Raw genomic sequence first — 21156 nt, forward strand, 5'->3', positions numbered from 1 at the left:
GCGAAGCGGTGACAGGCATGAAGAATGGAGCATCCTGGCTTAAAACAACCACGATCAAGGGACGGTTTGTCCGCATAGTCCTCGGCAATTTGATGCTGTTTGCCGTTGTGACCTTCTCGCTGATGAGCTGGTTTCAACATGTCCTGGAGCGAAAAATCGGAGATTCGGCGCAGCAATCAGTTCAGACGGTGGCGGGCAATATCGACGTCTACCTGAAGAACATGATCCGTCTCTCCGATTCGATCGTGGCCGACTCGGAGCTGCAGAACTTGCTGAAGGTGAACCCTAGCTTTGACGCGGCCGGATCGGTAGGGTCGATGATCGAGGCTTTGAAGCAGCTTAAAGTGTTCTCCGTGGCCAACGAGTTTATTTATTCGATCGGCATTTACAGCCCGGACTCCGGAAAGATGCTGACTACTGCTGACGGTATCTATACGCTGCCGGAAGGCAGACAGCCCAATTGGCTCGATACGGTGCTCAAATACCGAGATTCGCCCTATATCGGAAACGGTCTGATCGATGCGGTTCCTTCGTTTACACAAGACGGCGGCGCATCGACCTTCAGCGTCGCCAGAAGAATGCGGACTGGGAACGGAGCCGAGCATGTGCTGTTATTGAACAGCGACAAAAGCGTGCTGGGCAAATTGATCGGCGAGGTGAACGGCATTGAAGGCACCGGCATCGTCGTTGCCGACGAACGCGGCGGCACGGTGTATGCGGCAGGCAACCCCGACATCCGGACAGCCGACCTGTCCGGCATCCCCTTAAAGGAAGAAGCGGATACAGGCCTGCTGCGGAGAGTCGAGCTAAACGGCAAAACCTTCTTCGTCATTCGCAAGCGGTCGGACGTATCGGGGTGGACGGTGTCCCTCGTCATGCCGGAATCGGCGGTCTTTAGCGATGTAACAGTCATGAGGCAAAACGTCCTGGTGCTGCTTGCTCTGTTGTCGGTCCTTTCTCTGCTGTTGTTCGCCTTGCTGTACATGCAGCTGTCGCAGCCGATCAAGCGGCTGATGACCGGAATGATGCGGGTGGAGAAAGGGCTTCCCTTCGTTCCGATCCCGATCCGCCGGATGGACGAACTCGGTTATTTGCAGCAAAAGTTTAATCAAATGGTCGCGAACGAGCAGCAGATGCGCAAGCAGATTTATTCAGAACAGCTTCACAAGAAAGAAATCGAGCTGAAATTTTTGCAGTCGCAGGTCAATCCGCATTTCCTCTACAACACGCTCGACTCCATCTATTGGGTGGCGCTGGAGAGCGGAGTGAAGGAGATCGGTTCGTTGGTTCTGGATTTGTCGCGGTTTTTCCGAATCAGCTTAAGCAGGGGGAAAGATTTCATCCCCCTGTCGGAGACGATTGAGCATTTGCACTGCTATCTTCGCATTCAGCAGTTCCGCCATATGGAGAAATTCGAAGTCGTCTGGGATGTCGATCCTTCCTTGCTGGATGTCAAAGTCATGAAGCTGATGCTCCAGCCTGTCGTCGAGAATGCGATTGTGCACGGTCTGGAAGCGGTGGACGGTACTTGCCTGCTGCAAATCGGCGTCAAGCGGTCGGGCGAGTACCTGCAATGTTCCGTCTCCGATACGGGAGTCGGCATTGAGGCGGACAAACTGCGCGAGCTTTGGGCGGAAATTCACGAGGAAGGAGGAAGCGGCAACAAAACCTACGGGCTGAAGAACTTATACCAGCGCCTGTATATCCTGTATGGTGACGACATGCGTTTCGCAATCGACAGCGATGCCGGCAAAGGAACCAAAGTGACGATCAGGATCCACTTGAACCGATTGGAGAGATCGACGGATGCTTATGAAAGCTATCATCGTAGAGGATGAACCGAGAGTGCGCAAAGGACTTTCTGAGATGGTCGATTGGGAGGACATCGGATTCGAACTGGCAGGGACGGCGGCCAACGGCAAGGAAGGGCTGGAGCTGTTCGATCGCACAAGCCCCGATCTGGTGATTAGCGACATCCGCATGCCCGTCATGGACGGTCTGGCCATGGCCGAGGCGGTGCTGGAGCGGAAGCCGGACGTGCGAATCGTGATCTTAAGTGGATACGACGAGTTCGAATATGCGCAGCGCTGCCTGTACCTCGGAGTCAAATCGTTCTTGCTCAAGCCGGTCGGGAAGGAGCAGTTGGAGGAGGAGCTGCTCAAGCTGCGCGCGAAGTGGCTGAAGGAGCGGGAAGATCACTATATCGCGGCGTCCTTCATGGATAAGTTCAGAACGCAATTGCCCCTTCTCCGCGCGGCGTTTCTCGAAGATTGGCTGAACATTCCGGATCGAAAGGATCGGGGATTGCTGCAGGAAAATATCGAATTTCTGGATATCCCCTTCCATTTGGACTGGAGAACGTCGGTGGCGGTGTTTGAGCTGGATGTGGAAGAGGGCAAGTACTCCCCCAATGACATTCGCCTGCTGCAGTTCGGCATGCACAATATCGCCGAGGAGCTTCTTGAAGGCAGAGGAATCGTCTATGCGAGAGGAAACGGTCAGACCGTAGCGCTTTATCAGATGGAGCGGCACGAGGGTGCGGAGCCGTTTATGACGTGGGTCGAGCGAGTGAAACATGAAATCGCCCGCTATTTGAAGGCGACGGTCACCGTCGGGATCGGAGCCGCGGACGCGGAAGCGGTGGAAGCGCCTCGGCAGTTCAAAGCCGCCCTACATGCGCTGCGGTTGAAGTGGACGGTCGGTCCGGGCGTCATTCTGCACGAAGGATTGGTGCTGCCACGCTCGGACCGGGGAATCTTCTTGAACGAGACGGATCGCGAGCTCTTGGTTCATTGCGTGGAGACGGGAGACCGGAAGCAGCTCGAGGAGCTGCTGCTACGTTACTTTAATTCGGCCCCGGCCTCCGGGCTGCTGAGAGGAAATCTGCGGGAGATTGCCTTCCAGTTTGCCGGGCTGTACGCCTCTCTGGTGCAGCGCTTGGGCAAGAGGCTGGATGAAACGCTGTCGGATGAAGAGATGATGCGTTTTCGCGAGCCCGAACGCTTTCTCGGCGCGGAAGACATGCGGATTTGGTGGACCGCCCGATTCGAAGCGCTTTGTTCCGATTTTGAAGGCTTCCGCACCGATCAGAAGGCGAAGCTGGTGCGAAGCATCGAAGCGTTCGTGGAGGAACGCATCATGGATAATGTCAGCCGCGAAGAAGCGGCTCGTCACGTGCACATCAACGTATCGTATTTGAGCCGCATTTTTAAAGAGGCGACGGGAGAATCGTTCTCCGAATACGTGCTGCGCAAAAAAATCGAGAAGGCCATTCACCTGCTGAAGGATGACGACGCAATGGTTTATGAAGTGGCCGATCGGCTCGGTTATCACGACCCCAGCTATTTTGCAAGAATATTCAAGAAATACACCGGGAAAACCCCTTCGGATTTCCAGAAGTAGGGAGGAACGCGGAGCGTGAGAGAGACTGAAGCGAAAGCCGACGTGATAATTATCGGCGCAAGCACGGGGGGATGCGCCGCAGCGCTGGCCGCGGCGGAAGCCGGAAAAACCGTGATCTTGACCGAGGAGAGCGATTGGATCGGCGGCCAATTGACGAGTCAAGCCGTGCCGCCGGATGAGCATCCATGGATCGAGCAGTACGGCTGCACGCTTGCCTACCGCCAATTCCGGGAGGGCGTCCGCTCTTACTATAAACGGAATTTCCCGTTGACGGCGTCCGCCGCCTTCCAGCCGCTGTTCAACCCCGGCAACGCTATGGTGAGCCGCATCAGCCACGAGCCCCGGGCCGCGCTGGCCGTACTGGAGGCGATGCTTGCCCCTTACGTGCACAGCGGAGCCGTCACCGTCGTCAAAGGAGTCAGACCCGTGGCCGCCGAAACGGACGGCGACCGGGTGCGGGGTGTCACCTTGGAGCATGAGGACGACGGAACGAGACTTACCGTGACGGGCGCCTATTTTCTGGATGCGACGGATTGCGGCGACCTGCTTCCACTGGTCGGCGCGGAATATGTCACCGGCGCCGAATCCGCCGCGGAGACGGGAGAGCCCCATGCGGTCGGCGGACCCGCCATGCCGCAGGATATGCAGGCTTTCACCTATTGCTTTGTCATGGATTATTTAGAAGGCGAAGATCATACGATCGAACGTCCGAAGCAGTACGATTTCTGGCGAGCCTGGCGGGCCGATTTTTGGCCTGCGCTTCAGCTTAGCTGGCAATCGCCCAGCCCTCGTACGCATGAGCCCGTGGAATATGCCTTGTTTCCGCACGGTGACAAATTTTCGTTGTGGCGGTATCGGCGTATTCTCGACCGGTCGCAGTTCCGGCCCGGCTTATTCGCAAGCGACATCACGGCGGTTAACTGGCCGCAGAACGATTATTGGCTGGGACCGATCATCGACGTGACGCCCGAGGAACGGCGCTCTCATTTGGAGGCCGCGAAGCAGCTCAGCTTGTCGCTGCTCTATTGGATGCAGACGGAGGCTCCGCGGCCCGACGGCAAGCTGGGTTATCCGGGACTGCGGCTGAGGCGGGATGTCGTGGGCACCCGGGACGGCCTTGCGAAGATGCCTTACATCCGCGAATCAAGGCGAATCCGCGCCGAATTTACGGTGCTTGAGCAGCATGTCAGCCCCGAGATCCGGGGGGAATCCGGAGCGCAAACGTTCGACGACAGCGTCGGGATCGGCTTCTATCATATCGATCTGCATCCGAGCTCGGGGGGACGGAACTACATCGATATTCCGTCGCTCCCCTTTCAAATTCCGCTCGGCTCGCTCCTTCCGGTCCGGCTAATCAATTTGCTGCCGGCCTGCAAAAATATCGGCACGACGCATATCACCAACGGCTGTTACCGGCTCCATCCCGTAGAGTGGAACATCGGAGAAGCTGCGGGGGCGCTGGCGGCGTTCTGTCTGGATGAAGGCGTCATTCCGAAGGAGGTGCGTCTAAAAAAAGAGCGGCTGGAAACGTTCCAGCGCCGGTTAGTAAAGCGAGGCGTCGAGCTGTCGTGGCCATAAGACCGCAAACGGCGTTTCGCCGCCTGACAGACGGATAAGATCGGATGATCGCGAGGAGGAAATCGTTTTGAAGGTATCTTTGAGACCAGCTCGCCGCAGATGAGCAGTGGACGGCGATGATTGCCGACGGATTCCATCTGCCCGCCTCGCTGCTCAAAGTGTTCTGCAAGGTCAAAGCCGGGAAATCCGTCCTCGTCAGCGACGCGGTGTCTCTGGCCGGAATGCCGCCGGGCAGGTAGGAGGCGCAAATCGGCGGCGACGTCGTCCTGACGGAGGAAGGGAGGCTGCATTTGGCGGAAGCACCCGAACTGCTCGCCGCTTCGGCGAAGCTGCTGCTGCACGGCGTCGAACATCTGGTACGGCTGGGCATCGCTACGCTCGCGGAAGCGTGGCGCATGGTTTCGACGGTTCCGGCGTAGTTGTTGAAGCTTCCGGCCGCATCCGGATTATCGGTGGGATCGCCCGCCGACATCGCAGTGTTGCGCCTTGACGGCGACCGGCTTCAAGTTTGCCGGACGTATAAGGCCGGGCGCTTGGTTTACGAACAGAACGGACCGGATATTAGCCAAGGAGGTTGTGTGATGAAAAGATGGATCGGTTTCTTGACGGCTCTCGTCATGCTGCTGACCGCAAGCGGGCAAGCTGCGGCAGCCTATATTCCCCCCGGCGATGCGAAGACGGACGGAGCGGAGAACATTTTGCTCGTTTACGCAGGTTATTATAATCCCGACAACTATGACGGGCAGCAGATCGGCGAATGGGATAAGGACAAGTTTTTGCCGTATGTGGGGCATTTGACCGAACATGGAACGCCGGACGACTTTTTTTATGATACCTATTTGTTTCTCGGTCTCAAAACGCCGTTAGGCGGAGACCTCCATCGTTACTATACCTGGGTGACGGATTCTCATCCGGGCACGAAAGCAGACTGGCAGTGGGTAATGGACCGGATGTTCGAGAAGGACCGACAGTTTGACGCGCTGAACCAAGCAGTGAAAACTGTTGGCAACCAGCTTCACGATCCGGACAAACAGGTGAACGTGTATATGGTGCTTCCGTTCCCGGATTCCCAAAGCACCGAATTCGGCGACATCGACGGCGACGGCGCCGCCGACAGCTTGGCCAGCCTGGACAACCGCAACTTGGCCGTGAAATGGTACGTGGACCAGTTTATCGAGCGCTTCCGGGCGGCGAATTACGATCATCTTAAGTTAAGCGGCTTCTACTGGATGCAGGAAGACCTGGATACGTCGGTGCCCGGCGAACTCGACAATGTGCACTATGCGGTCCAGTACTTGCACGAGCAAGGCCTCAAGCTCGGCTGGATTCCGTGGTCGGGCGCGGGAATGAAAGGTCAGGGCAACTCGGCGGGCTTTGATTTTACAATTATTCAACCCAATCATTATATGAATCAAAACACGACGATCGACAGAATCCGGGATACAGCGCAATTGGCCGACAGCAGCGGGGAAGGGGTGGAGATCGAATTCACCTCGTCCGTATTGGACGATCCGTGGTACGAGCAGGCGCTGCGGAATTACTTGGCCGGAGGCGTCATGTACGGCTATATGAACGGCTCTCTTAAGGCCTATTATCAGGACGTCTATGCTTTATACGATTTGTATCACAGCGACAATCCGAAGGGCCGGGACATTTACGATGACGTTTATCATTTTTCCAAAGGGCAGTATCAGCCTCCGACAGGAACGTTGACGGGGCGGGTCGTCGATCCGTCGGGGCAACCGATTCCGGATGCGGAGATAAGCGTAGACGGCCGGGAAGCGGTGAGCGATGCGAGCGGAAATTACCAAATTGCCGATTTGTACGCGGTTCAACATACATTCACCGTCCGCAAGGAAGGCTACCGCGATTTGACCGGGCAAGCTCAGATCGCACCGGGGCAGACGACGCTCAAGGATTGGGTACTTGCTCCCGATCCGGTCGAGCAGCCGGACGACCCGAAGCTGACGATCGACGATTTCGAGGGATCGGCATTGAAGGCGACGGCGGATAATCCGGGCAAAGTATCGCTGAATACCGATCCGCAATTCGTGTCTTCCGGCTCGCAATCGTTGAAAGCCGACTATACCACACAGTTCTCAAACTTCAGAGTCTATTTGACGGCGGGCTCCTCTTACGGACAGACCGATTGGAGCGGTTACGATTCCGTGACGGCGGACGTGTACAATCCTTCGGATCTTACGCAGTACGTGGACGCCGAATTTATGGACCAGGCGATGCAATGGTCGAGATCGTACAGCAAAACGTTTGAGCTCGCTCCTCATGCCTGGACGAAGATCAACGTGCCGATCAAGGACATGGATGGACCCAATTTCAATATTCACGACGTTCGCCGCATGTCGTTCAACCAAAAGCTGCAAGCTCCTTATCATCTGCCGAATACACTGTATATCGATAACGTCCATCTGGTGAAATACAGCCATATCGAGCAGGCGCCGAACTATCGGATCGTGCTGCCGAACAGCCTCATGGACTTGGGCCAAAGCTTCGGTCTTCAAGTCGTGGATGCAAACGACTCGAATCGGCTTGTTCCCGCCGAGGACGTTCAATATTCGGTCAGCGATCCGAATGTGCTGAACGTCTCCGAAGACGGAACGTTAACCGCTCTCGCGCCGGGAGTTGCGATGGTTCGGGTTCGGGTACAAGGAATTGACGCGGAATCCGTGAAGATCGAAGTGTCGAGATGGACGAAGTTCGATTTGAAGCCTCAAGACTCACAGCTGCAGGTAGGGCAAGTCTCGCAAATAACGGCCGTAGCCAAATTCGAGAGCGGATTTACGGTTCCGTTTCCGCCGGAGGATGTGACATGGAAGGTGAAGGGGGACGGCATTCAGGTGACGGAGCAAACCGGGGCTAAACTGTCTTTTCAAGTTGTCGCCAAAGGCGTCGTATGCGTGGAAGCGACCCTTCAGTTTAACGGAAAAACGATGACAAGCCGAACGAAGCTGCTTATTCAATAATCGGGAGATGTATGAGTATGAGACGCACATTTCAGAAGAGCGGGTTGATCGTATCGTGCCAGGCTCTTCCTGACGAGCCTCTGCATGGCGCGGAAATGATGAAGCGAATGGCCGTTGCCGCCGAGCAGGGGGGAGCGGTCGGCATTCGGGCGAACGGTACGCAGGATATCAGGGCGATTAAAGAAGCCGTCGAAGTGCCGGTCATCGGGATCATCAAACGGGACATCCCCGGTTCGGCTGTTTATATTACACCCGAAATGGAAGATGTTCGCGCGATTCTGGAGGCGGGCGCGGATATCGTCGCTTTGGATATGACCGACCGCGAAGGCCGGTTAAGCAAAGTCAAGGAAATGATCGATTTCATTCATGCCGCCGGGGCAAAGGTCATGGCCGATATATCCGTATTGGAAGAAGGCATGGCTGCAGAGCGTCTTGGCTCCGATATCATTTCGACGACTCTATCGGGTTATACCCCGTACAGTCCTCGGCAGGCCGGGCCCGATCTGGAATTAGTCAAGAAGCTGACCGAGAAGGTTCCGGTACCCGTCGCGGCCGAAGGAAGAATATGGAGCGAGCGGGAAGCCGTACAGGCCATGCGGCTCGGAGCTTCCTACGTTGTAGTGGGCGCCGCCATTACCCGCCCGCATGTGATTACGAAACGATACGCGGAACGTATGGACGAGTGGCTGCGCAATAAGCTGCGAGCGGGGAATTGGTGAACGTTTGGTTGACTGCGGGAGGAGCAACATGACTAAGACACTGCCGGAACAAGCCGTCGGCGTTGACATTGGAGGCACGAAAATCCATATCGGCATTACGGATCGTTCCGGCAACGTAGCCGCCGAGCTTACCGTGCCGTCGGTGGACACGGAGCGACGGGTGATCGGACAGGTGATTGCCGGCATTCGGAACGTGATGAAGTTGGCTGAAGACCGGGAAGAACCGCTCAATCTCCAAGGCATCGGCGTTGGGAGCGCCGGACAAATCGATTTTGCTTCGGGCACGGTGCATTATGCCAACGATTTGCTGCCGGATTATACGGGAACGCCCATTCGGGAGCTGCTGGAACGCGAATTTTCATTGCCGGTATATGTGGATAATGATGTCAACGTTCTTGCGCTGGCCGAGAAGCGGTTCGGGTCCGGCCGGCATTCGAAGTACATGATTTGCATCGCCTTGGGGACCGGCGTCGGAGGAGCCCTCCTGTCGGAAGGGAAGTTAGTCCGCGGCGCATTCGGCGGGGCGGGCGAATTCGGTCACATGACCGTCGATTTTCGAGGACCGCGATGCATCTGCGGCAATTTGGGATGCCTGGAACTGTATGCGTCGGGATCCTCCATCGCGAGAAGAATGAACGAACGGTTGAAGATGAGGGAACGAGTCGGCGCAGATGCGCCGACGGTTCCCGATGCCAGAGAGGTTTTTGCCCGGTGGCGGCAAGGAGACGAGATAGCGGAGCAGGTTATCGACGAAGCGGTCGCTGCCTTAAGCTCGGCTATCGCCAGTCTCATTCATATCGTCAATCCCGATACTATCGTCATCGGCGGAGGCGTCGCGGAATCCGGCGAAGCTTTCTTCGCCAAAATCCGGAACGAAGTCAAGCGCAGAGCGATGCCTTCCATGTATCGGAACGTTCGAATTGAAGGCGCCAGCTCGGGAAGCCGGAGCGGAATGCTTGGAGCCGCACAGCAATTATGGGAGTATTCGTGACGGCAGATCGGATCAAGCCGTCCAACTGAAAACCCGACAAGCCGAAAGGTGAGGCCAAGTTACGCGTACGCCTTGAGTGCCGCTTTATTGCACGGCCTCACGCACGAAGGCGTCGTCCATATTCAGAGGAACGTGTGAACTTCGCTTGAGGATGGGCAAGGCGCTGATCAACGAGATCGGAGCGGTAGAGCGTTTGCGAAGGCGGGAGTCCGAGTTTTTGGGGAGGAGCAGGTCGTTCGGCTGGACAAACCGAGCCTGTCCGGCGAAGATTTCGCTTATTATCTCAACAAGGCCCCTGGTGCGATGGCTCTGCTCGGGGTTCGAAACGAAGAGAGGGGCATCGTTCATCGTAAGGCAACTCTCAAACGAAAGGGGATCCGCCGCCTTCAGGCACGGGTCCCCTTTAAAAGTCGGTCCTGTTTTTGCAAGCCAGTTGCAAGATGAAGAACAGGCACGGCTTATTGCGACGTCAGAGCTGTTAGCGTTCCGCGGAGGCTGCTCCGGCGAATCCGCCTGGAATTGCGCGGAATAGGATGGGGGCAACGAGGGCAAGCCGTTCCATCTGCTCTCGCTGCTCCTATTCCTGCTGCCTGTCGACGCTGAGGCTGAGCACCGAGTGGCCGATCGCCCGATGGACTTCGGATCGCTGTCTAGATATGATCCGCTGAACTAAATAGCTATAGTCAATTTTTCAACAGGGCATGAACTTTTAAATCGCTTTACAAGTTGTAAAACAATTATTATTTCAAGTAGGAATGATATCATTCGAGAGCGATTCTTCAATTGGTAATTCTTTCTTAAATAATGAGTAAGCCATATGCTTATCTAGCGCGAAGATTGCTGCCCCCAATGCGCCTCCGATTTCATTATATACTGATTTTTTAACTACCACATTCGCAGTTAGCGGACTCATTGCCCGTTGGTTCATAACATGAGTGGCAATTTTTAAGTAATATTCATTCCCTGTTGGAATAGGACCCCCTAAAATAATGGCCTCGGGATTTAAAATGTTAACAAGGTTTGCCATTGCAATACCTAGATAGGAGGCTGCTTTGTGAACGACTTTCATGCACAACTCATCTCCCGCATCAGCACCGGAGCAAATCTTATCCGCTTTAATAAGCTGCAAATCGTAATTAACGTCAGGATAGAGGAAGGAACTTTGAGCGCCATTACGAAGTAGCATTCGTACTTCCTGCTCCATGGCAGGCCCTGTTGACAATTGTTGCAAGCATCCTTGATTGCCGCAAGGGCATAATGGTCCATCCGGATCAATAGTAATATGGCCCAACTCACCTGCCCCCCCGATTGCGCCGGTTACAAGTTGACTATCGTTCAGCAATCCAGCCGCAATTCCCGTACCTATACCAATATAAATGACTTGGCTAAAATCCTTCCCAGAACCAAAACGACATTCTGATAGACCACGAGCTCGATGTCTGTTTATCACAGCTGTTTGCCAACCAGTCTCTTGCTGAATCATGGTACTTATATCAACTTCACACCATCCCAAATCAGAGGCACTATTGATAACACCTCGATTGATGTCAATGAGTCCCGGCATGCCTAATCCAATCAACTGGATTGGTTTGGTCTCGAGCGTATCGACAAAATTGTTTAAATGCTTGGTCAGTGTTTTAACTACGACTTGAGGTGAACTATCATTTGAAGGGATTGTTAATTTGTTAATTAAATTCCCATGTAAATCGAACGCCCCTAATGTCCAAATTTGGTTACTATAATCAGCACCAAGGACAACAATAGAATTTGGGCATAACTCCAGTAACGTTGCTGGTCTGCCTCCGGTGGTGTAACGAGACTCCGTTTCCTTCACTAGATTTAATTGTATTAATTCCGCAATGGCTACAGAGATCGTTGCTCGGCTTAGCCCAGTCATTTTTGTAAGTTCAATTCTTGAAAGAGCTCCATACATCCTTAGTGCTTGGATAATACTGACTTTAGTGCCCTTTTGATCGCCAACATTATTGATACTATCCATTTTATATATGGACCTCCTTTTGTTTTTATGTTTACATATGTGGGAGTAAATCATTGTTTTCCTAAACCGAGTTCACACAGTGCGCCAATCTTTGCAACAAAATAAATTTAAAAGATTGCATAATTTACACCCTTAATATTCAATTGCATTCTGTATCCGCAATTCTACAGGGATTGCGGTGTGGACACAGACGCGTTTTTCTTATGGTTTAACAAGAATAATTAGAGCTATACGGTACATATGAACATTATAAAACAAAGTCAGGTTCTTTGACAATTTACATTTACACTAGTCTCTTCGGATTTAACCGTTTTTATGACTCTTGGCCCCGATCAAAGGGACTTAATTTAGAAAGCAATTAAATAGTTAATTCGTATATTGACGTAACTGTGGAATAGGATGTATAGTAAACGTGTTCAATAAATCCTGCTTAAACTGAATTGTAGATTGAAAACTTAACTAAACCAATGTACCAAGTATCAATGAAAGTCGTCGCACGTCTAAAAGAGGAATAAGGGGCTAAACCATGGAAAAGCGAAGACTGGGATTCTCTGATTTATATCTGAGCGTTTTGGGGATGGGATGCTGGCAATATGGCGGTGGTAAATACTGGGGTCCCCAAAATCAGAAAGATGTGGATGAGGTAGTCCATCGTGCTTTGGATTTAGATATTAATTATTTTGATACCGCCGAGGTTTACAATGACGGTGAGAGCGAACGATCGCTGGGCACTGCTTTGAAGGGGATCAGGCACAAGGCAATTATAGGAACGAAGGTTACCCCGGCCAATACTTCACCATCCGTTTTACGACAGCGATGTGAAGATTCCTTAAGGCGTCTACAAAGCGATTATATTGATTTATATATGGTACATTGGCCAATTACCCCGCACGGGATCGAGCATTTTACGAATGATCGTGCTGTCATCGATACTCCTCCTTCTATAGAAGAAGCTTTTGGGACCTTATCCACTTTGCAAAAGGAGGGGAAAATCAGATATATCGGCATTAGCAATCATGGCGTGAAGCAAATGAATCAAGTAAAGGCTACTGGCGTGCAGGTTGTAGCCAATGAACTTGCGTACAATTTATTTTCGAGGGGCATCGAAGAAGAAATTTTGCCGCATTGTGTATCTAATCATATCGGCGCAATAGGATACATGCCCCTTCAACAGGGATTGCTAAGCGGGAAGTACAAAAGTTTGGATGAAATAAAACCCATGCAGGCAAGGTCTCGTCACTTCCACCATGTAAGAGGGGAGGGAGCCAGGCATCATGAGGAAGGGGCAGAAGAAGAAATCGTTGAAGCGCTGTCAAAACTGCATGAATTAGCGGATCAATTGAAAACCCCTATCTCCGTTTTTTCTCTTGCATGGGTTATCGCCAATCGGAACGTGGCTACCACAATCGTTGGTTCGCGCAATATCGAACAACTAAAATCTAACCTGCATAGCACGTATTATCAACTCAGTAGCGAACTATATAATCAGTTGAACGAAATTACGAAGCCTATTTTGAAAAAACTTGGATCTAACCCTGACTATTATGAAAATCGATATAACAGTCGAATTGAGTGAAACAATGTCAACATGTCATGAAGAAAGAAGGGATTCCATGAGAATAACAGGCTACGAAACCTTTATTGTGCCTCCTCGCTGGCTATTTATTAAATTAACCACCGATGAAGGTCTTGAAGGCTGGGGTGAACCCATAGTAGAAGGTCGAGCGGCAACAGTGAAGACAGCTGTGGAAGAACTGATGGAGTATCTAATCGGAAAGGATCCGCTTCGTATAGAGGATCACTGGCAGGTCATGTACAGAGGGGGATTTTACCGCGGCGGACCCATCTTAATGAGTGCGATATCGGGTATTGATCAAGCTTTATGGGATATCAAAGGGAAATTTTATAATGCTCCAATTTATCAACTTTTGGGTGGTGCTTGCCGCGATTCCATAAAAGTGTATTCATGGATCGGCGGAGACCGTCCAAGTGAGGTTGGACTTGCAGCATTAGAAAAAAAAGACGCAGGTTTTACCTCCATCAAAATGAACGCGACCGAAGAAATTCAATTCATCGATTCATTTGAAAAAATCGACCAAGTAATTGAAAGGGTTCGCGCCATTCGGGAAATGGCTGGCGATTACTTTGGCATCGGCATCGATTTTCATGGTCGGGTACATAAGCCCATGGCAAAAATATTAGCCAAGGAATTGGAGCCGTTTCGTTTAATGTTCATTGAAGAACCTGTCTTATCGGAACATAACGACGCGCTTAGGGATATCGCGTTGCATACAACGATACCGATTGCTACAGGCGAACGGATGTATTCGCGTTGGGAGTTCAAGACACTACTTAACGAGGGATACGTTAATATTATTCAACCTGACCTGTCTCACGCAGGTGGTATTACAGAGTGCAAAAAGATTGCGACTATGGCAGAAGCCTATGATGTCGCTTTGGCACCTCATTGTCCTTTGGGACCGATCGCATTGGCTGCTTGTTTGCAGGTGGATGCGACGGCTCATAATGCATTCATTCAGGAGCAAAGTCTAGGCATTCATTATAACGAAGGCAGTGATGTGTTGGATTATCTTACCGACGCAAGTGTTTTTGAATATCGGGATGGGTATGTTAGTATCCCTCAAGGACCGGGACTTGGGATTGAAATCAATGAAGAGCATGTAAGGGAAATGGCGAAAACAGGACATCGTTGGAGAAATCCGATTTGGCGTCACAAAGATGGTACGGTGGCCGAGTGGTAGTGCTGCACCCCTCATTTTCGGAAAGAGGTGAAAATTTATGACAATCCATTCCCAAAATATTGTTCCAAACTGGAATTTTGTACAGGGTATGATCGGTGAAGTTCCTGAATTCTGGAAGGCAACAAACCCTAGACCGGCTCAAGCCCCCATTTTTAAATTGATTCAGGAGAATGGGCAGAAAGTACTGATGGCAGGAGGTAACGGGGATGTAAATTGCGTAGGGTGTTTACACGCTTCCATTCCAATCGTTTTAGGCAAAACCTACCGCATGAAGGTGGAATTTGCTGTTTCAGACGATGTGGAACCCTATCAGAATTTACTGTTTGCAATTTACACCGAACACTTTAATGATGGCATCTTTCATTATACATATTCAGAAGGGCATTACAAAGGAGAAAACACGTTTTTTATACCTGGCGACGGCGAAATAAACGGAGAAGTTCGAATTTATTTCAAATTGAGCAGTCAGGGCAAAGCTTGGATTAAATTTGTTACCCTTGAAGAATGTGAAGCGATTCCGCCGCGAAAAGCAAGAGTAGCTTGTGTTCAGGGTATGGCCGAGTTGGAGAATTGGGAGCGTGTTCTTGAGTTTATCGGCAAAAAAGGCGTAGATCTCGTGCTTCTCCCGGAAACGTTCAGGAGCAAGAACTTCGAAGATGCAGAGAATATAGACGGCCCAAGCGCTGCATTGATGTCTAGCAAAGCCAAACAACATCGGATGTATGTCTCGGGCACTTTTTTCCATTTGGATCAATCTGACGGTTATCTATATAATACCGGACTAATCATGGATAGAAACGGGCAAATCGTCGGAAGGTACGATAAAAACCATCCGTTTACTTCTGAATTGTTAGATGGAGGGGTGGCCCCAGGGGAGGATGTCCCTGTATTTGATACCGATTTTGGTAAAATCGGCATGATGATCTGCTATGACAGTTGGTTCACAGATGTGACTGAGCTGCTTGCGCTAAAGGGAGCCGAAATCATTTTATTCCCGAGCGCAGGGTACTATCAAAGCATCATTCCTGCTCGAGCTTCCGATAACTGTGTCAGGATCGTAGCGAGCAGTTTGGATTGTCCAATGGGCATTTGGGATACTTCAGGCGCAGAGGTGCAGAATCCCAATGCAGATCCGACGCGATTTGCCAATTGCGACAATACATTTAGTGATGTATATCGAGAAGAAGTCTTTGGGATTAAGATTCTCTTTGCATCTTTAGATTTAAATGTATCTCCTTCTCCTCATAATTGGGGAGGGCCTATGAGATCCGCCCCCGGCGGTAGAAGAAACCGCCGCGAGCAGAAAAAAGGGTTGTTTGATCAAATTCAGTCTGAACTAACGCTAACAAAGAAAAAGGGAGAATAGAACGATGAAAAAAGGCTCGATCAGTTTTTCTGTCTTTACGAAACCATGGAAAAGTCTGTCCGTTTGGGAAATGGGCAAACAAATCAGCGGCTGGGGATTCGATGGTATTGAATTCCCGTTGAGGGAAGGATATCTGCTGGAACCAAAGGATGCAGAAAAGGGATTGCTGAAGCTTGTGCAACAACTATCCGAACACGGTCTGAAGATTTTCAGTGTTGCTAGCGTAACGGACGAACACGTATTTGCCGGGTGTGCAGAGGCCGGAATCCCTATTATTAGAATCATGCCTGATATTACGAAGGGCGAAGGGTATTTAGCATCTGAACAAAGGGTGAGACGCCAACTGGAAAGTCTGGTTCCTTTATGTGAGAAATATGGAGTTAAGGTTGGGCTTCAACAGCATTATGGCGATAATGTCGTTGATTCCACAGGCATGTTGCACTTGATCGAAGGTTTCGAACCCAAGCACATTGGAGCTATTTGGGACGCTGCTCATGATGCGTTGGCCGGGCAGCAGCCGGAATATGGATTGGATATCGTATGGTCCCATCTTTGCATGGTCAATTTCAAAAATGCCTACTATAAAAGAAGCAATGGTCCGGAAGCGCAACAGGCCGAATGGAAACGCTATTTCACGTTGGGAAGCCAAGGTCTGGCATCCTGGAGAAGAGCAGTAGAATACTTGAAATATCGAAATTATCATGGAGTCGTATGTTTAACTGCTGAGTATACAAATGAGGATGACGTGAACCGCTTAATTCAACTGGATATTAATTATGCCAAGCAATTATTTATCGGAGAGGAGGCTTGAGAGGGAATGAAGAAAACAAGAGTTGCTGTTGTTGGTGCTGGGCATATGGCCAACAATGTTCATTATCCTTCACTGGCGTCCTTTGAAGACGTAGAGATTGTAGGAATTTGCGATGTGAATACGGAACGACTGAATTTGACAGCCGATAAATACCGAGTGACGAATCGCTTTACCGATTACAAGGAGATGGTTTTCAAAACCGAGCCGGATGCCGTATATGTAATCGGACAACCACACATTCTTTATGATGTTTGGATGTGGTGTCTCGAGCAGAAGTTACATTTGTATATTGAGAAGCCTCTCGGAATAACGATCCATCAAGCCAGGGCACTCACATATATGGCAGAGAAAAATAATTGCATCACGCAAGTAAGCTTTCAAAGACGCAGTTCTCCAATGGTAGCTATGCTGCGTAATGAGTGTTTAAAAAGAGGGCCGATCACTCATGCGACTTGCAAGTTCTACAAGTCGGAGATGGTGCCGTTTTTGGGTGCTCGCGATCGAATGATGGATGATACGGTTCACTCTATCGACACGCTGCGATGGATGTGCGGGGGGGAAGTAACCAAAATTGAAAGTAAGACAAGGCGTATTGGCGTGCCTGATATCAATTTTATATCCGCTACCCTTCATTTCGACAACGGTTCAACCGGATACTTATTAAACAGCTGGTCTAGCGGAAGAAGGATTTTTGCAGTAGAAATGCACTCGCAAAATATTTGCGCTGAGGCAGAGCACGAAAATAAGGGTTATCTCTATGCAGATGGAGATACAAAAGGAATAGAATACGATGCGCGTAAAATAGCCGGAGGGGATGAGTTCTATCTGTATGGCGGTTTCCAAAGCAAACATCGTGAATTTTTAGATTGTTTAAAGGAAGGAAAGCAGCCTTCTTCCCATTTTGCCGATGCTCTTAAAACGATGGAAGTTGCGGAGAAGATTCTTGCAAAAGCAATTCTTGAAGACTGACCAAAACTAGCTGATTCCTGCATGCGGGAATCAGCTTGTATTTCATTATGGAAAGGATGAACAGAGTTGCTAAAAGGGATTCCAATGATCTTATCGCCGGATTTGATGAAAACTCTTATGGAAATGGGTCATGGAGATGAGTTGGTCTTATCCGATGGGAATTTTCCTGCTGCTACTTGCGGGAAGCGTTTAGTCCGGTGCGATGGGCATTCCATCATTAAGCTCCTTGAAGCGATTATGATTTATTTCCCTTTGGATCTAAAAGTCGAACGTCCTGCTGCTGTCATGTCTCTTCTTCCAAATGAACAAGCACCTGTTGTGTGGGAAGAATACATGAATATTATTCGAAGATATGAGGCTTCTTTTACGGACTTTGATTACGTAGACAGATTTGCTTTTTACGAACGTGCCAAACATGCTTTCGCTGTTGTGGCAACAAGTGATATGGCGTTTAAAGGGAATCTTATATTAAAGAAAGGGGTTGTTCGTGAAAATAACTAACACTTACTTATATATATATTTGACATAAGTAAATTCCTGTGTACTTTGTTTTGTAAATAATAGATGTATTATTTGCTCTAAATCATCTACTATCATTGATTTTCTCTTTCTAAATGCAGGAATGAGAAAATAAATATCCCAATATAAAGTACAAATATTGACATAAGTAATGTAATGCCGTAATATAAAAACAGTGAAATGAAATCGCTTACTGGTAATTTTTAAACTATAATTTGGAAAAGGGGGGCTAAAAGGCAAGGGGGTTGTCGGTTTGTTATAAGTTTATGTTTTCGATTTGTAATGTTTTAAATTAAATCGTGCGGAGCGGGAGGTCAATCTGAATGAAGATTAGAAAATCATCCAAAGTTATGTTAATTGTTATGCTTTTGATGGTTGTTTTCACTGCGGCGTGTAGTAATAATGGGGCCCAATCTTCAAATAACGGGGCTCAAGCATCTAGTACTAACAGTTCGTCTACGCAATCCAATAGTCAAACTGCCGACGATAAACCATCTGGCCAACCCGTTAAAATTTCCTTCTTTGCGTCGCCATCCGCCTTGGTTGCTGATTTGAATACGAACAAGTTCACTCAATATGTAGAAAATGAATTTAATATGAAAATTGATTGGATGACCGTGCCTCAGAGTGATATTAGTACAAAACAATCCCTGCTGATGGCAAGCGGCGACTATCCCGAGGTATTCTGGAACGGAAGTTTTGATACCTCCGATATTCTGAAATATTCTCAACAGGGAATCTTAGTGCCGTTGAACGACCTTATCAAGGAATATGCCCCCAACATTCAGGAAGCCTTAGACACCATCCCAGGGATCAAAGAGATTTCTACCGCTCCAGACGGCAATATTTATGGTCTACCTCAATATAACTATTGCTTGCATTGTTACTATGCCGCGAAATTGTGGTTGAATACGAAGCTGCTAGACGAATATGGATTGCAGATGCCAACGACACCGGAAGAATTCGAGCATGTGCTTCAGGTCTTTAAAGATAAGCAAGGGAAAGACTTTATCCCGCTGACAGGTTCTACTGATGGTTGGCACTCAAATCCAGTCGTCTTTTTAATGAATGCGTTTGCTTATGATAACGACGACAACTACTTCGATGTAGAGGATGGCAAAGTAAGCTTCTCTCCTTCTTCACCGGAATGGAGGAAGGGATTAGAGTACATTCATGAGTTGTATGCGAAGGGTTTAATAGATCCGCAATTCCTGAGCCAGAAAGATGACGTCTTAAAAAGAAATTTAGCACAGAATAAAGTCGGAGTCTTTGCCGCCGGAGGATCAAATAACGAGTTAGAAGGCGGAGATATGCACCCAGATTTTCAATACTGGCGGACTGTTCCGCCGTTGAAGGGTCCCGATGGCCTCCAGGAGGCGGCATTCTTTGGAAACCAGCCGACATCTCTGACGTTTGTGATGACCAAAAAGTCAACAAAAGAACAACAAATCGCAATGATGAAATTCTTGAATTTCGTTTGGAGCCCTCTCGGAACCGAAATGTTGCAGTTTGGACCGGAGGGCGAGTACTGGAAGAAAGCTCAACCAGGAGAGTTGGGCCTGAATGGTCAACAGTCACTCTATACGGATAAAGGCGACAGTAAGACTGGATTTTATTCCGGAGGAACGAAACAAAATGAAGGCTGGGACGCAATGGGGCCTATGTATGGTTCGGAGTTGTTGAGGAACCTTTCCATCGTTGCTGTGCCGCCGCTGCAACCAGGAGGCTCGCAAACGACACTCCATCTAGAGACTTTGCTGAATTATGTTGGACACCAACCGGCGCAAGTTTACCCGGGCGTAGTATGGGTGCCGGTTGATCAAGTTCAACAATACGCGGTATATAAAACGAACATCAAAAAGTACGTAGATGAGTGGACCGCTTCATTTATCGCAGGTAACAAATCGTTGGATAAAGATTGGGATGCGTATATCAAAGGCCTCGATAATCTTGGTCTGAACGACTATTTAAAAATGTCGCAAGATAGTATGGGGAAGCCGTTTGATACCAGCGCATTTAAACCTGATCAAGATGCTCTAAATTACTTGTTGTCGCTTAAATAAACGTACATGATCTATTGGGGTGTTTGAGGGCTCGTCGTTCGATGCCCTCAAACATCCACAATATTATGGAATGGGGAATCACATTTGAATGTCATTACGAAAAAAATCTTAAAGCACTGGCAACTATACTTGGTGATTGCACTCCCCTTCGCCTTTTTGATTACCTTTAATTACATACCTATGTTAGGCGTTCAGATCGCTTTCAGGGACTATAACCCAGTACAAGGGATTTGGCATAGCAATTGGTCTGGCTGGAAGCAGTTCGACTTTTTCTTTAGTTCGCCATATTTTGGACCCATCATAAAAAATACACTAAGAGTCAGCATTTATTCCTTGATTGTGGGCACGCTATCCGCCATTTTCCTTGCAATTGCATTGAACGAGATTAAAAATAGACGTTTTAAACGGACGGTGCAAATGGTTACCTATATGCCGTATTTTATATCTACGGTTGTATTGGTAGGGTTGATGGATATTATCCTATCACCGACCGCAGGACTATACGGACAAATTGGTCGCTTATTGGGTATTGACTCGCTTCCCGATATTATGGGAAGTCCTAATGCTTTTCCTTCGCTATATGCTTGGTCTGGCGTTTGGCAAGAAACCGGCTACGGTGCTGTCCTCTATTTGGCCGCTTTGTCCGGCGTAAACCCTGAACTGTATGAAGCGGCGAGAATAGATGGAGCATCTCGGATACAAAAAGTCTTTCGTATCGACTTGCCGGCAATTCAGCCGACGATCATTGTGCTCTTTATTTTATCCATCGGCGGGCTGCTGGGTATAGGATTCGAAAAGGTTTTTCTTCTTCAAAATATTCTGAATCAAAGTACTTCCGAGATTATCTCGACTTATGTATATAAAGTCGGCTTAGTAGACGCGAACTACAGTTTCTCTGTAGCAGTTGGTTTATTTAACTCTGTCATCGGATTCGTTCTAATTATGATTTCTAATTTCATGGCTAAAAGACTGACAGAGTCGAGTCTATTTTGAGGA

17 protein-coding genes are annotated in these 21156 nt (G+C 49.4%); 16 read left to right on the top strand and 1 reads right to left on the bottom strand.

Going from position 1 to position 21156, the window contains the following annotated elements; genetic code table 11:
- The first annotated feature begins 17 nt into the window (after nt 1-17).
- The 8 genes from H7C18_RS17605 (at nt 18) to H7C18_RS17630 (ending at nt 9671) form a co-directional block, all read left to right on the top strand.
- On the top strand, nt 18-1838 hold the full coding sequence (locus H7C18_RS17605) for a cache domain-containing sensor histidine kinase (RefSeq protein ID WP_185130393.1): 1821 nt from the start codon (nt 18-20) through the stop codon (nt 1836-1838).
- Entirely contained in the window at nt 1807-3402 is a 1596-nt protein-coding gene (locus tag H7C18_RS17610) for a response regulator (protein ID WP_185130394.1), read from the top strand. Before H7C18_RS17605 ends, H7C18_RS17610 begins: the two co-directional genes overlap by 32 nt.
- Nucleotides 3403-3417: 15 nt before the next feature.
- Nucleotides 3418-4980: an FAD-dependent oxidoreductase gene (locus H7C18_RS17615; RefSeq protein WP_185130395.1), complete on the top strand. Its 1563-nt coding sequence runs from the start codon at nt 3418-3420 to the stop codon at nt 4978-4980.
- Between the two features lie 116 nt (nt 4981-5096).
- Nucleotides 5097-5219 carry a hypothetical protein gene (locus H7C18_RS35560; protein ID WP_273386922.1) on the top strand — a complete coding sequence of 41 codons (123 nt, stop codon included), beginning with the start codon at nt 5097-5099 and terminating at the stop codon, nt 5217-5219.
- A gap of 51 nt (nt 5220-5270) precedes the next feature.
- Nucleotides 5271-5399 carry a hypothetical protein gene (locus tag H7C18_RS35565; RefSeq protein ID WP_273386924.1) on the top strand — a complete coding sequence of 43 codons (129 nt, stop codon included), beginning with the start codon at nt 5271-5273 and terminating at the stop codon, nt 5397-5399.
- A 162-nt stretch (nt 5400-5561) separates the two neighbouring features.
- Entirely contained in the window at nt 5562-7961 is a 2400-nt protein-coding gene (locus H7C18_RS17620) for a DUF4855 domain-containing protein (protein ID WP_185130396.1), read from the top strand.
- 17 nt (nt 7962-7978) lie between these two features.
- Nucleotides 7979-8680, top strand: coding sequence for an N-acetylmannosamine-6-phosphate 2-epimerase (locus tag H7C18_RS17625; protein ID WP_185130397.1), 702 nt, complete (start codon nt 7979-7981; stop codon nt 8678-8680).
- Nucleotides 8681-8708: 28 nt separating this feature from the next.
- Nucleotides 8709-9671 carry an ROK family protein gene (locus tag H7C18_RS17630; protein WP_185130398.1) on the top strand — a complete coding sequence of 321 codons (963 nt, stop codon included), beginning with the start codon at nt 8709-8711 and terminating at the stop codon, nt 9669-9671.
- 745 nt (nt 9672-10416) lie between these two features.
- Here the strand turns inward: H7C18_RS17630 and H7C18_RS17635 are convergent.
- Entirely contained in the window at nt 10417-11670 is a 1254-nt protein-coding gene (locus H7C18_RS17635; protein WP_185130399.1) for an ROK family transcriptional regulator, read from the bottom strand.
- A gap of 526 nt (nt 11671-12196) precedes the next feature.
- Between H7C18_RS17635 and H7C18_RS17640 the strand changes: the two genes are divergently transcribed.
- The 8 genes from H7C18_RS17640 (at nt 12197) to H7C18_RS17675 (ending at nt 21153) form a co-directional block, all read left to right on the top strand.
- The gene (locus H7C18_RS17640; protein ID WP_185130400.1) at nt 12197-13246 is read left to right on the top strand and encodes an aldo/keto reductase; all 1050 of its coding nucleotides are present in this window, start codon (nt 12197-12199) and stop codon (nt 13244-13246) included.
- A gap of 37 nt (nt 13247-13283) precedes the next feature.
- Complete coding sequence (gene dgoD / locus H7C18_RS17645) at nt 13284-14432, top strand: galactonate dehydratase (RefSeq protein ID WP_185130401.1); 1149 nt, start codon at nt 13284-13286, stop codon at nt 14430-14432.
- Nucleotides 14433-14469: 37 nt separating this feature from the next.
- Nucleotides 14470-15798 carry a carbon-nitrogen hydrolase family protein gene (locus H7C18_RS17650; protein WP_185130402.1) on the top strand — a complete coding sequence of 443 codons (1329 nt, stop codon included), beginning with the start codon at nt 14470-14472 and terminating at the stop codon, nt 15796-15798.
- Nucleotides 15799-15802: 4 nt separating this feature from the next.
- The gene (locus H7C18_RS17655; protein ID WP_185130403.1) at nt 15803-16609 is read left to right on the top strand and encodes a sugar phosphate isomerase/epimerase family protein; all 807 of its coding nucleotides are present in this window, start codon (nt 15803-15805) and stop codon (nt 16607-16609) included.
- Between the two features lie 6 nt (nt 16610-16615).
- Nucleotides 16616-17578: a Gfo/Idh/MocA family protein gene (locus H7C18_RS17660; protein ID WP_185130404.1), complete on the top strand. Its 963-nt coding sequence runs from the start codon at nt 16616-16618 to the stop codon at nt 17576-17578.
- 66 nt (nt 17579-17644) lie between these two features.
- Complete coding sequence (locus tag H7C18_RS17665) at nt 17645-18079, top strand: RbsD/FucU family protein (RefSeq protein ID WP_185130405.1); 435 nt, start codon at nt 17645-17647, stop codon at nt 18077-18079.
- A gap of 341 nt (nt 18080-18420) precedes the next feature.
- Entirely contained in the window at nt 18421-20160 is a 1740-nt protein-coding gene (locus H7C18_RS17670; protein ID WP_185130406.1) for a type 2 periplasmic-binding domain-containing protein, read from the top strand.
- 84 nt (nt 20161-20244) lie between these two features.
- Complete coding sequence (locus H7C18_RS17675; RefSeq protein ID WP_185130407.1) at nt 20245-21153, top strand: ABC transporter permease; 909 nt, start codon at nt 20245-20247, stop codon at nt 21151-21153.
- Nucleotides 21154-21156: the final 3 nt, after the last annotated feature.

The organism is Cohnella zeiphila (assembly GCF_014212055.1).
GTDB lineage: Bacteria > Bacillota > Bacilli > Paenibacillales > Paenibacillaceae > Cohnella > Cohnella zeiphila.

Bases quoted from the DNA above. Each gene is read 5' to 3' on its own strand.
- H7C18_RS17650 (WP_185130402.1), top strand. From the start codon at position 14,470: ATGACAATCCATTCCCAAAATATTGTTCCAAACTGGAATTTTGTACAG.
- dgoD (WP_185130401.1), top strand. From the start codon at position 13,284: ATGAGAATAACAGGCTACGAAACCTTTATTGTGCCTCCTCGCTGGCTA.
- H7C18_RS17635 (WP_185130399.1), bottom strand. From the start codon at position 11,670: ATGGATAGTATCAATAATGTTGGCGATCAAAAGGGCACTAAAGTCAGT.
- H7C18_RS17625 (WP_185130397.1), top strand. From the start codon at position 7,979: ATGAGACGCACATTTCAGAAGAGCGGGTTGATCGTATCGTGCCAGGCT.
- H7C18_RS17660 (WP_185130404.1), top strand. From the start codon at position 16,616: ATGAAGAAAACAAGAGTTGCTGTTGTTGGTGCTGGGCATATGGCCAAC.
- H7C18_RS17670 (WP_185130406.1), top strand. From the start codon at position 18,421: ATGAAGATTAGAAAATCATCCAAAGTTATGTTAATTGTTATGCTTTTG.
- H7C18_RS17655 (WP_185130403.1), top strand. From the start codon at position 15,803: ATGAAAAAAGGCTCGATCAGTTTTTCTGTCTTTACGAAACCATGGAAA.
- H7C18_RS17640 (WP_185130400.1), top strand. From the start codon at position 12,197: ATGGAAAAGCGAAGACTGGGATTCTCTGATTTATATCTGAGCGTTTTG.
- H7C18_RS17610 (WP_185130394.1), top strand. From the start codon at position 1,807: ATGCTTATGAAAGCTATCATCGTAGAGGATGAACCGAGAGTGCGCAAA.
- H7C18_RS17605 (WP_185130393.1), top strand. From the start codon at position 18: ATGAAGAATGGAGCATCCTGGCTTAAAACAACCACGATCAAGGGACGG.
- H7C18_RS17630 (WP_185130398.1), top strand. From the start codon at position 8,709: ATGACTAAGACACTGCCGGAACAAGCCGTCGGCGTTGACATTGGAGGC.
- H7C18_RS35560 (WP_273386922.1), top strand. From the start codon at position 5,097: ATGATTGCCGACGGATTCCATCTGCCCGCCTCGCTGCTCAAAGTGTTC.
- H7C18_RS17620 (WP_185130396.1), top strand. From the start codon at position 5,562: ATGAAAAGATGGATCGGTTTCTTGACGGCTCTCGTCATGCTGCTGACC.